The sequence below is a fragment of the Paenibacillus kribbensis genome (assembly GCF_002240415.1).
GTDB lineage: Bacteria > Bacillota > Bacilli > Paenibacillales > Paenibacillaceae > Paenibacillus > Paenibacillus kribbensis.
On the sequence record NZ_CP020028.1, the window covers coordinates 2,955,366 to 2,967,231 of the forward strand.

The 11,866-nt window shown below is 45.3% G+C and carries 9 protein-coding genes; 5 read left to right on the forward strand and 4 right to left on the reverse strand.

The features are described 5' to 3' along the window. Positions 1-140: 140 nt before the first annotated feature. Positions 141-509, forward strand: a complete 369-nt coding sequence (locus tag B4V02_RS13280) for a DUF423 domain-containing protein (RefSeq protein ID WP_094155155.1) — start codon at positions 141-143, stop codon at positions 507-509. 79 nt (positions 510-588) lie between these two features. Here the strand turns inward: B4V02_RS13280 and B4V02_RS13285 are convergent, their stop codons facing one another. Beyond that, the gene (locus B4V02_RS13285; RefSeq protein WP_094155156.1) at positions 589-1,443 is read right to left on the reverse strand and encodes a sugar phosphate isomerase/epimerase family protein; all 855 of its coding nucleotides are present in this window, start codon (positions 1,441-1,443) and stop codon (positions 589-591) included. 18 nt (positions 1,444-1,461) lie between these two features. Continuing rightward, positions 1,462-2,196: a thioesterase II family protein gene (locus tag B4V02_RS13290; protein WP_094155157.1), complete on the reverse strand. Its 735-nt coding sequence runs from the start codon at positions 2,194-2,196 to the stop codon at positions 1,462-1,464. Positions 2,197-2,416: 220 nt separating this feature from the next. Between B4V02_RS13290 and B4V02_RS13295 the strand changes: the two genes are divergently transcribed. The 3 genes from B4V02_RS13295 (at position 2,417) to B4V02_RS13305 (ending at position 6,762) form a co-directional block, all read left to right on the forward strand. Then, positions 2,417-4,864 (forward strand): glycoside hydrolase family 94 protein, encoded by a 2,448-nt coding sequence (locus B4V02_RS13295; RefSeq protein ID WP_094155158.1) that lies wholly within the window; start codon positions 2,417-2,419, stop codon positions 4,862-4,864. Between the two features lie 84 nt (positions 4,865-4,948). Beyond that, positions 4,949-6,070 carry a GGDEF domain-containing protein gene (locus B4V02_RS13300; protein WP_094155159.1) on the forward strand — a complete coding sequence of 374 codons (1,122 nt, stop codon included), beginning with the start codon at positions 4,949-4,951 and terminating at the stop codon, positions 6,068-6,070. A 173-nt stretch (positions 6,071-6,243) separates the two neighbouring features. Beyond that, the gene (locus tag B4V02_RS13305; RefSeq protein ID WP_094155160.1) at positions 6,244-6,762 is read left to right on the forward strand and encodes an NAD(P)H-dependent oxidoreductase; all 519 of its coding nucleotides are present in this window, start codon (positions 6,244-6,246) and stop codon (positions 6,760-6,762) included. Between the two features lie 110 nt (positions 6,763-6,872). On the opposite strand, the gene ectB is transcribed toward B4V02_RS13305, so the two are convergent. Further along, complete coding sequence (gene ectB, locus B4V02_RS13310; RefSeq protein WP_094155161.1) at positions 6,873-8,135, reverse strand: diaminobutyrate--2-oxoglutarate transaminase; 1,263 nt, start codon at positions 8,133-8,135, stop codon at positions 6,873-6,875. Positions 8,136-8,688: 553 nt separating this feature from the next. Here ectB and B4V02_RS13315 point away from each other — a divergent pair. Further along, the gene (locus B4V02_RS13315; protein WP_007430445.1) at positions 8,689-9,381 is read left to right on the forward strand and encodes a response regulator transcription factor; all 693 of its coding nucleotides are present in this window, start codon (positions 8,689-8,691) and stop codon (positions 9,379-9,381) included. A gap of 5 nt (positions 9,382-9,386) precedes the next feature. Here the strand turns inward: B4V02_RS13315 and B4V02_RS13320 are convergent, their stop codons facing one another. After that, a complete protein-coding gene (locus tag B4V02_RS13320; RefSeq protein ID WP_094155162.1) occupies positions 9,387-11,741 on the reverse strand; it encodes a response regulator in 2,355 nt (784 codons plus the stop codon). Positions 11,742-11,866: the final 125 nt, after the last annotated feature.

Here is an 11,866-nt window from a genome sequence, read left to right on the forward strand (position 1 = left end):
TCATTGGCCCTATGGAAAAAATATACCACAAACGCCATCAAATGAGAGTTGAAAAAATTAATATCTTTTAGTTAATATCTATGGAAATTGACGAATTCACACGAAATATGTAGTATTTCACAGAAGGGAGGAAATTAAATTTGCAAACATTGCTGATTGTTGGCTGTATCATGATTTTTTTAGCAGTAGCTCTCGGAGCTTTCGGGGCTCATGCTTTGAAAAAGAGACTTTCCGCAGACATGATGAGCATATTCCAGACGGGCATTCAATACCACATTGCACACGGGCTGGGTTTGCTTCTGCTTGGAGCGATTGCAGGGAATCTTGTTCATTCTTCCCTGGTCCTAGCCGCAGGCTGGGTTATGTTCGCGGGAATCCTTTTGTTCTCGGGCAGCCTGTATGCGCTTAGTTTGTCCGGTATCAAAAAGCTTGGAGCGATCACCCCATTTGGCGGGCTGGCTTTTTTGGCAAGCTGGGTGCTTGTCATCGTGGCGATTGTGCAAGGCTAAGCCCTGCCCAACACAAGAGACTTGGAAAAGTAGACGCTTCCAAGTCTCTTGAACTGTTCTCGTAATATGAAGGAGAGGATTACTTCGCCTGTACTTCCTGCGCTTTTTGAGCCGTTAACCGATGGCCTTCGATATAGCGTTTGGATTCGGCCATTTGATGCTCCTGCGCTGCTTCCATAATGATGTGAACCCCCGGCTTATACTGCTCCAGCAGTTCCATGTAGAGGCCATAGTTCATGTCGCCAAATCCCGGCGGTACCGTCTCGATCTCACCTGATGATGATAACTGACGGTCTTTGGCATGCGCTGCGATAATACGAGGCCCCAGCAATCGGAAGGCTTCGCGAATAACCTCATCCTGCTGTGCCAGATTTTCCGTTCTCAGCAGATTCCCCGGATCAATGACCACACCAATCTGGGATGAAGGTACTTCCTCCAGCAAGGTTGCCAGCTCTGCAGCTGTTCCGACCAAATGATCGTTAGCGGCTTCCAATCCTACGAATACGCCCCATTTTTCCGCTTCATCCGCCAGTTCACGCACAACCTCTTTGACAACTCTCCAGTCCTGTTCCGTATACGCGCTCCCATCCTCATTGCGTCCGACTTCAGCTGCAACGATGGGTGCTCCGAGCAGACTCGCGTATCGGATCAGCTCTTTGAAGCGCTCTACATTTTCACGCAACAATTCCTCATCCTGTACAAAAAAATGCAAATAGCACCCGAGCACCGATATGGATACACCATGCTTGCGAAACTCCTCTGCGATAGACAATGCCAAGCCTGGGCTGAACTTGCCCGGCTTATTAAAATCCACATCACTGATCGCTCTCCACGGAGCCAGCTGAACATGGGTAAAGCCCGCTGCTCCTACCTTCGCAGCCAGCTCACGATATGGCAGCTTGCCAAATAAATGTGCCAATACACCTACAGTCACAATAATCACCTCTTCTTTTTAATGTTGTATTCTGTTTGCCACTGCGCTGCGTTCCAAATTCTCATTGATGATATGTGTAATTCGCTCCATTTCATCATGAATAAAAAAGTGCCCTCCGTCGAAGGTGAACATACGAAATTCCTGATCCGTATGCTGCACCCACGCCTCTACCTCCTGCAAGGCTATCGTGTTATCAGCCAGTCCTGTCAAAGCGGTAATTGGACAGTGTAAAGGCTCGGGCTTGGCCGTGTATTTATACGTCTCGACGGCTTTGAAATCCGCTCTCAGCACCGGCATGAAATAGTCGTATAATTCTTGATTGTCAAAAATTGCCTCGGAAAGCTGGCCATACCGCTGCAAATGTGTCCTGAACTGATCTGCAGGCAGATCATGTGTCCATGGGAGATTTCTTGGGACATGCGGTGCTCGTCCACCGGAAACAAACAGATGAGCAGGCTCGCCGTATCCGCCAGCCACCAGCTTGTAGTACAGCTCGAATGCAATCATCGTCCCCATGCTATGACCGTATATGGCATAAGGATCACCGGGAGCTATCTCTTGCCCGATCTTATGCAGTAGATCATCGCTCATCTCCTCGATACTATCCTTTAGCGGTTCTCCGGAACGAATCCCTCTGCCCGCCAGTTCCAGTGGAACAAGCTTAATCTGTGGAAGCAACAGCTTTTTCCATTTAAAGCTGATGGACGCCGATCCACCTGCATATGGAATGAAAAACAATGTAATAGGTGCCATTTTGCAACCTCCCGCCTTGCTGAATCCTAACTTTTTCATTTTAGCATAAAAAGGGATATTTACCCATTTCAAATATTTTGCAAGTTAAAGAAAAATGGTCAGGGAAATCAAGTACCTTCTGTTTTAGGAAGGAAATGTCTTTCTCAGGGAAGAACAGCTTTATGTTTGAATATAATCAAGTGTTAGGTCTTATTTTTCAATTCGAGAGGAGTTCTGCGCCATGAAGTACGGTTTCTTTGATGATTCCAATCAGGAATATGTCATCCACACCCCTCAAACCCCCTATCCCTGGATTAATTATTTAGGCAATGAACGATTTTTTGGACTGATCTCCAATACCGGCGGCGGCTATGTATTTTATCGGGATGCTCGCTTGCGTCGCTTGACAAGGTATCGGTACAATAATATCCCTGTCGATAACGGCGGGCGCTATTTTTATATTTATGATGACGGAGATTATTGGACTCCGGGATGGATGCCGGTCAAACGAAAGCTGGATCAGTATGAATGTCGCCATGGACTTGGTTATACCTCCATTATGGGGGAACGAAACGGTGTTCGAGCTACCCAGCTGGCTTTTGTGCCGCTATCTTTTGATGGTGAAGTACATCAAGTCAAGCTTCGGAACACCTCACCACAGGCTAAAAGGATCAAGCTCTTCTCTTTTGTGGAATTTTGCCTGTGGAACGCCTATGACGATATGACCAACTTTCAGCGCAATTTAAGCACAGGCGAGGTCGAAGTACAAGACTCCGTCATTTATCATAAAACGGAATACCGTGAACGCCGCAATCACTATGCTTTTTTCTCTGCAAATTGTCCGCTGGCGGGCTTCGATACAGACCGTGAAGCTTTTCTGGGACTCTATAACGGTCTGGATCAGCCTCAGACGGTCATTGCAGGGCAGGCTTCCAACTCTATTGCCAGCGGCTGGTCTCCCATAGGATCGCACTGTATTGAGGTCATGCTGGAGCCGGGCGAGGAAACAAGCTGTAACTTCGTACTCGGTTATGTGGAAAATCCGGAGGATGAAAAATGGGAGTCCCCCGGCGTCATTAACAAAAAACAGGCTCATGCCATGATTGCACAATTTGCGAATGAATCCGATGTAGAACGAGCCTTGAGCGAGCTGCGAGCCTATTGGAATAACCTCCTGTCCAAGTACACTGTTCAAACTCACGATGATAAATTGAACCGAATGGTGAACATATGGAACCCGTATCAATGCATGGTCACGTTCAATATGTCACGCTCCGCTTCGTATTTCGAATCCGGTATCGGACGTGGCATGGGCTTCCGGGATTCGAATCAGGATTTGCTCGGCTTCGTTCACCAAATACCAGAGCGTGCACGAGAACGGATTATCGACATCGCCTCTACTCAATTTGAAAACGGCGGAGCTTATCACCAGTATCAGCCTCTAACCAAAAAAGGAAATCACGAGATTGGCGGTGGCTTTAACGACGATCCGCTATGGCTTATTGTCGGTACCGCAGCGTACATCAAAGAAACGGGAGACTTCGGCATACTGGACGAACATGTACCTTTTGATGGGGATTTAGACCACACGGCTACGCTGTTTGAGCATTTGAAGCGTTCATTTTACCATGTTGTAGAAAACCTCGGCCCGCATGGCCTTCCCCTGATTGGGCGGGCTGACTGGAACGATTGTCTGAATCTTAACTGTTTTTCAAATACGCCGGATGAACCCTATCAGACCACACAAAATTTGGAAGGCCGCGTAGCCGAGTCGGTGTTCATCGCCGGACTATTTGTATATACAGGACCGGATTTTGTTGAACTTTGCAAGCGCAGAGGATTGGATAACGAAGCAGCAGCAGTTCAAGCATATGTGGATCTCATGCGGGCATCCACTTTGGAGCATGGTTTTGACGGAGAATGGTTCTTACGTGCTTACGACCACTACGGAGAGAAAATAGGCAGCAAGGAATGTGAGGAAGGCCAAATTTTTATTGAACCTCAGGGCTTTTGTGTTATGGCAGGAATCGGCGTGGAGGAAGGTCTGGCTCAAAGGGCTCTTGATTCCACACGTGATCGGCTGGAAACTCCATATGGCATTGTACTGCAAAATCCGCCTTATTCCCGCTACTATATCAATCTGGGCGAAATCTCGTCTTACCCTCCAGGATACAAGGAAAATGCCGGAATTTTCTGTCACAACAATCCGTGGATTATGATGGCAGAGGCTGTAATCGGACGTGGGGATCGTGCTTTTGAGCTATACAGCAAAATTGCTCCATCCTATCTGGAGGACATCAGCGACATTCATCGTACGGAGCCATATGTATACGCACAAATGATTGCAGGCAAGGATGCCGTTCGTGAAGGCGAAGCCAAAAATTCCTGGTTGACGGGCACAGCTGCCTGGAACTTTATAGCCATTACCCAATCGATTCTCGGTATTCAGCCAGAATGGGATGGCCTGCGCATTGACCCGTGCATTCCTAAAGCCTGGGATGAATATACAGTCACCCGCATCTTCCGCGGCGATACCTATGTGATTCAGATCATGAATCCCCAGCATGTGTCCAAGGGTGTAGCTGCGGTTACCGTGGACAATACTGCCCTCACTGACAATCTTCTGCCTGTTGCAGGGGATGGTTCTATCCATCAAGTAAAAGTGTTACTGGGGCAGACAAGTACTTAACCCTTTAAAAAATTAGCTTCAACTTCATCACATAGTATCATATAATACGAGAATGGCTAAAGATACATTAAGTGTGGTGACATCATGAACAAGACAAAACGGGATACTCAAACAATGGATTATATTACAAAACAAGGCCGCTGGGGACGCAAAATGCTATTGCTTTACTGGGTGATCATAGCAGTACATTTTATCGTCCAGCTTGGAAGCTATCTATTTCTCGACTATCCTGCTACACCTTATGAATTTTACGTTGGAACCCTTATTGTTCCCACGCTAATCATGTGCGGTTCCAACTTACTTGCAGAGCTGGCTCATCATAAATGCAACAGGTTTTCTTTCGTAATCCAGTTTGTGGCGAGTACGGTTATATGCTGGATGATTATTCGTTTAAACTATGATATCCGGATTATTACGGCATTGTGCTTGCTGCCTATTTTCTCATCCGTCTTGTTTTTCAATCGCCGCCTAATATGGCTTTCCTTCATATTGCAAATAGTGGTATTTTTTCTATTGTTAGCTATCGATGGTTCTTTTCGTGCTTACTTATCGCCGTTTGACATCGTAGCCACTCCGACATTTTTGATGATGTCCACCTTTCTTGCTCTCATCATTCAGGACAGCGGTCGTGATCTGCTAGTGGATTTGTATAAAACACAGCACGCCCAGCAGGAGTTAATGATCAGCAACGCGATTATAAGCAAAATGTCAATGACCGATGGACTGACCAAGCTATACAATCATTTATCGTTTCAAACTTTTTATGAGAAAGCACTCGAATACGCCAAACAAGGTGCTATCATCCACTTAGCGGTAGTAGATATTGATAATTTCAAGAAAATTAATGACACTTACGGACACCAGTTTGGAGATAAAATTTTGGAGGGCATCTCGCAAATCATTACAGAACAGATTACAGCCAATGACATTCCAGCCCGATATGGCGGTGAGGAATTTGCTATTCTAATGTTCGAGCATACTTTTGAGGAAGCTTATCAGATTGTCGAGTGCATCCGGCGTGAAGTGGAGAAGATGACCTTTGGCGAGAAGATGCAAAGCGTTTCCGTGACTGTAAGCATTGGATTAAAAAGCTATTCGGAAGAAATGAACAAAGATACATTCTTCCAGGGAGCCGATGACTATCTGTATCAAGCCAAGCGTACTGGAAAAAATAAGATTGTTGCTGAGCTTAACCATATCGCTTGATGTAAAAAAACACTTCATTTGATGAGACTCCGGCATGAGCTTGCCGGAGTTTTTATGTAGAGTTTAAAAATTTAAGGAATTGACAATCTTATTAGTTGAAACTAAAATAGTTACGCATATATATATTGGTAATTTACTTACAAAAAATTAGTTTAAAGGAGATGTTTTTCATCATGTCAACACTCGTAATTGTTGTTCACCCTAATCTTGCGGAGTCTCGCATTAACAAAAGATGGGTACAAGAGCTCAAGCAGCAATCCGGCGTGACGATTCACAACTTGTATGAAGTATACCCGGATGAGCAAATTAACGTCGCTCAGGAGCAGGAACTGCTAGAGCAGCATGACCGTATCGTTCTGCAATTCCCTTTGTACTGGTACAGCACTCCTTCCCTGCTGAAAAAATGGCAGGATAAGGTTTTAACTTACGGTTGGGCTTTTGGAAGTGAAGGCGACAAGCTGCAGGGCAAAGAGCTGTTGATCGCCTTGTCTGCTGCCAGCGTTGAGGAAAATTATCAACATAACGGACGGAATAGATATACGATTGAAGAGTTGTTGAGACCTCTGGAAGCTACAGGCCATATGGTTGGCACCAAGCTGCTGCCTTATTTCGTACAATATGATGCCGCGGGACTGACTGATGAGCAGCTGGAGCAATCTGCACAAAAATACGCACAAACGGTTATTTCTTAATTTTTACGCTAAAATCCCCTTGGCAGGCAGCTGTCATATTCTGCTTCATAGCAGATGGCAGCTCCAGCCAAGGGGATTTACTAATCGCTTTACAATAATTCACAAAAATATTATAAAGTGACTAAGCTATTGGACACCTGAGCCATACTTTCTTTAATAATGTTGCAGCCTTTTCGCAAATTTTCCAAATTTATGGTTAACGCAGGCATAATCTTAATGACTGTATCGTTACGTCCAGCCCGTTCAATGATAAGGCCTTTTTCAAAGCAGAGAGCAGCTACCTCCTTGGCGAACGCTTCTCCCAGATGAGACGCATCAATTCCCCAGATCAGACCCAAACCGCGAATTGCAATGAGAGGGTCGATGGTTTGAATATGCTCACGCAAAAATTGCTGGACAAATGCCTCTTTTTCCTTCACCTCTGCTTCCAGCCCTACAGTATCCCTGAACTCCAGCGCTGCCTTGGCAGCGACAAAGGCGAGCTGATTTCCGCGGAAGGTTCCATTGTGCTCACCAGGACTCCATATATCCAATTCCGGCTTGAGCAGCAAAAGTGACATCGGCAGTCCGTATCCGCTGATCGATTTAGACAATATAACCATATCAGGAACGATCCCCGCCCGTTCAAACGAGAAAAACGAGCCAACTCGGCCGCAGCCGACCTGTATATCGTCAACAATCAGCAAAATATCATGGTCATCGCACAACTGCCGCAAATCACGCATCCATTCGATATCTGCGATGTTAATACCGCCCTCGGCCTGTACCGTTTCCAGAATGATGGCAGCTGGCTTTTCTACCCCAGAATGGGTATCCGTCAAAAGCTGCTCCATATATAAAATGGTATCCATTCCATTAAACGTACTGTTAAAAGGAATAAAGGTGACGTTATTCAGGGATATACCGGCGCTTTCTCGCATAGAGTTGTTGCTGGTAACAGACAGACTGCCTAACGACATGCCATGGAATGCGCCCATAAAAGCAAAAATTCCATTTCTTTTTTTGACCTTGCGTGCAAGCTTCAGTGCTGCCTCCACCGCATTGGTTCCCGTTGGTCCGCAAAATTGCAGCTTATAATTCAAGCCCTTAGGCTGGAGAATACGCTCGGAAAAGGACTCTATAAACTCTTGCTTGGCCGTCGTGTACATATCCAGACCGTGCATGATCCGATCGGAGGTTAAATAATCCAAAATCCGATTTTTCATAAAATCGTTGTTATGCCCGTAGTTCAAGGCCCCTGCCCCGGCAAAAAAGTCGATATATCCCTCTCCTGCCTCTGTGTACAGCACATCGTTTTTGGCTTTGTTGAAAACAACCGGAAAGCTTCTGCAATAGGATCTTACATTGGACTCCAGCGCTTCGAATGTGTTCATTGATTTCTCGTCCTCCCGCTGACCTGATTTGGAAAAATACAAGCATGGAAAGCAAAAAAATGTAAATATGTAATCTAAAATGAGGCGACAATCTGAATCACAATGGGGCTGCCACACCAAAGAATGCATGAGTACGATCGCGAAAATGAATAGAGTACGAAAAAAATGATATATAGATTAGCATGCCTGAAAGTAGTTTACATTCAGAAGATATGGGGTGGGGTTTTCTAAGGGGCCAATCAGTGGATGTCACTCCTATGTAATAAAATACCATGATTTTTTTTGAAGTCAATGCATGTTTTTGGTGTGATTTGTTATTTTTTTGTAATGGAATGACAAAGTCCTGCTGTTTATTGTTATAACAGTTCGAAAATTGTCGTATTATGGTTTTAAACCTCAAAAATAGTGCATTTCCATATCAAATAGATATAAATCCGGGTTTCTTGATCATAGATTTGCCGCAATCTACCTGATCTTTTGACAGACTGACCAAAGGAGTTTACTCTATCAGAAAGAACGTGCCAAATTTAAAAATAGATAAGGAAACATCAATATGTCTAATGTTTTAATTATTGAAGATGATAATATGCTTGGCGACACACTTTCCTTGTATTTGACAGGTGAGGGTTATAACGTGACCAGAGTGGCACAAGCGACTAAGGGGATTACCCAACTTGATATCGTTCAGCCTGATATTATCGTGCTGGATCTGTTGCTTCCAGACCTGGACGGCATAAATCCCTGCCCACTGATACGCAAGCATACGGATGTGCCAATCATCGTGATTTCTTCAGAAAACAACATCTCAGAGCGCATTCGTACACTTACGTTGGGAGCAGACGATTATATTTGCAAGCCTTTTAGTATGCAGGAGCTAAAGGCACGAATCGAGGCTCTTTTCCGACGTATTGAGATTACACGGTTACAGAGAAGAGGCTTTGCGCCTGAAGCCGAGTCTGAAACAGACATAGTTCTGGATCTGGCGCGAAGAATGATTACCGTTAATGGGCAGATTGTGGAGATGACATTTTCGGAATTTGAGCTTATGAAGCTTTTTTATTTGAACCGGGGAATTGTATTCAGCCGATATGCCTTGATTCAAGCCCTCCGTGGCACAGACTCCTTTATTAATGAGAGGGCTGTAGACGTACATATCAACCATTTGCGCAGAAAAATCGAAAAAGACCCTAAAAAGCCAAAATTGATCAGGACTATCTGGGGAATTGGTTATAAATTTATGCAGTAGCACGATCAGTTCCAGGGAACCGATGACTTGATTTCGTTAATCTCCTTCTGAACCAACCTCAATTGCTCTCGCCAGTCTGGATACAGCTCCCCCACTGAGGTTTCATGGCTACGCTTCAATCGCTTTTCCAGTTCGCTGGCCTTTGCCAGCAGCTCGGACGCGCACAGGTTCCCTGCTCCTCCCTTAAGCGAGTGGATTAACCGGATAGCGGCAGATAACTGCCCGTTGTCCATTTTCCTCATTATTCGTTTGTCGAAATGCTGATATTCCTGAATCCATTTGTAAAGAGCAAATTGAAAAATATATACCTTCCCATCCATACCAGCTATCGCCTGTTCCGCGTGAACCCCTTGTAATTCTTGCAGCCACGCTAAATGAATCCAGCTGTTTAACATTCTTACAGCATTCAGTTCATGGACAGGCTTGAGCAGCACAGCATTAATGCCTGAACGAAGGCAATCCTCCTGTTCATGCTGCCCGGCATCGGCTGTAAAGGCGATAATGGGCAGTCTGTTAAAAGCTTTCTTTCTGCGAATATGTCTGGCCGTCTCAAAGCCATCCATCTCCGGCATATGCAGATCAAGCATTACCATATCCCAAGGACGCAGCTCCAGTGAATCTAACAGCTCTCTTCCGTTTGCAACCATGGTTACTTCAAAGTCGCGCTCTGCCAGGAACTCGGTAATCACCACCTGATTAATCTCATTGTCCTCCGCTATGAGAATTTGATATTTCTGTGCTGTAGTCTCTCCTTCATAACGAGGACTCATCATCGTATGTGCAATAGCCTCCACTAGAGCGTTCCGAGCTACGGGCTTGGACAAAAAGACATCCACCCTGCTATCCTCGTCCCCAGTTTCTATCCCTTCCATCTCGAACACAGTTGTTAGTCCAATGACCCGAGTCATTTGTCTATCCAGCAATTGAAGCCATCTCCTTGCCTCCAGTTCTTTGAAACCATCCATATTCATGTCGATCATAACCCAATCAAATGGTTCACTCTTTTCAAAAGCCTCCACACATTCCTGAAAGGATGAGATGGTGCGCGTTTCTAGGCCTGTGCCTTGCAGTAATTCGTTCAGGCTATATCTCAACAGCTCGTGCTGCACAACAATCAAGGCTTTGCCGTTCATTTGGTTTTCTATCAGCGTGTCTTCCTGATGTAGTTCCCCGATATCCAGCTCGACATTAAAATAAAATCGACTATATTCTCCCAATCGGCTTTCCACCTCTATATTTCCACCCATCGCTTCAGCCAAATGCTTGCTAATGGCCAAACCCAGCCCCGATCCTCCATATCGGCGGGTGGTTGATGGTTTCGCTTGGATAAAAGGGATAAACAGCTTGTCCATATACTCCTCAGAAATACCTATACCTGTATCCTCCACCATAAAGGACAACGCTACCCGCCCGTTCTGCTGGCTTAGCATTTTTACCTGTAGCAATACATGCCCCTGATCCGTGAACTTGACGGCATTGGCCAGAAGGTTTAAAAGCACCTGCTCCATTCGGAATGGATCACCTTTAACCCTTTTGGGTAAATGGGGAGCCGTTATAAAAACAACCTCTATTTTTTTGTGCTCCAGCAAAGTGCCTACTGTATCTGCAAGGTGCCGAAGCATTGTTTCCGGCTCAAATTCAATCCTTTCCAATTCCAGACTGTCTGCTTCCATTTTGGAGAAGTCCAGTACGTTATTGAGCATGGACGAAAGGGTCCGCGATGAGGCGAGGAGTTTGTGAAGGTAGTCTTTTTGAACGGCCGTCAGCTCTGTCTTGTTCAACAGCTTCGACAAACCCATGATTCCACTCAGCGGTGTGCGAATTTCGTGGCTCAGGTGAGCCATAAAAACGCTTTTGGCATGGTTAGCCTCGTCCATCTTCTTTCTTTTCTGCTCAGAGGCTTTATACTCCGTAATATCCATTGCATGTCCGATGACATGCTTGGTGGTCCCGTTCTCCCTGACCGGATGTAATGTAATTAAAGCCGAGTATTCCCACAACTCCAGCTCAAATACCGTCCGCTCACCGAACCATGCCTGTCTGTAATATTCGCTAAGCTGATCCATCGTTTCAGAGGATAGCTTAAAAATGTTCCCGAGCCGCTCTACATGCTCCCTTCGATTGTAGCTGACTTGCAGATCCAGACCCATCCGCTTCAGCAAGCCTCCTTCGAGCAGCCTATAATAAAATTCGTCGCCGTTTTTCTCCAGCTTGAAGGTAAAGCCGGGTTGAATCCGAAGTAGACTTAGAAGATCTCGATTTTGATCCAGCAAACGTTGTATAATCGTTTGCCGGATAAGCTGAGAAATCAAAACAATTAATAATAGCATGATAGCATATAGCACCAAGTCGCGAACCAAGTGTTCTCCCTCCTGTAATCTCCCCTACTTTGCAAGCTATATTGAACATATAAAAAACTCAGGACAGATTCCTTATGCCATAAGGCTTAAAGAACTGTCCCGAGCATTCATTGTACTATAGATTC

Coding starts and splice junctions, on each gene's coding strand:
- B4V02_RS13290 (WP_094155157.1), bottom strand. CDS start 2,196: ATGGCACCTATTACATTGTTTTTCATTCCATATGCAGGTGGATCGGCG.
- B4V02_RS13295 (WP_094155158.1), top strand. CDS start 2,417: ATGAAGTACGGTTTCTTTGATGATTCCAATCAGGAATATGTCATCCAC.
- B4V02_RS13300 (WP_094155159.1), top strand. CDS start 4,949: ATGAACAAGACAAAACGGGATACTCAAACAATGGATTATATTACAAAA.
- B4V02_RS13305 (WP_094155160.1), top strand. CDS start 6,244: ATGTCAACACTCGTAATTGTTGTTCACCCTAATCTTGCGGAGTCTCGC.
- ectB (WP_094155161.1), bottom strand. CDS start 8,135: ATGAACACATTCGAAGCGCTGGAGTCCAATGTAAGATCCTATTGCAGA.
- B4V02_RS13315 (WP_007430445.1), top strand. CDS start 8,689: ATGTCTAATGTTTTAATTATTGAAGATGATAATATGCTTGGCGACACA.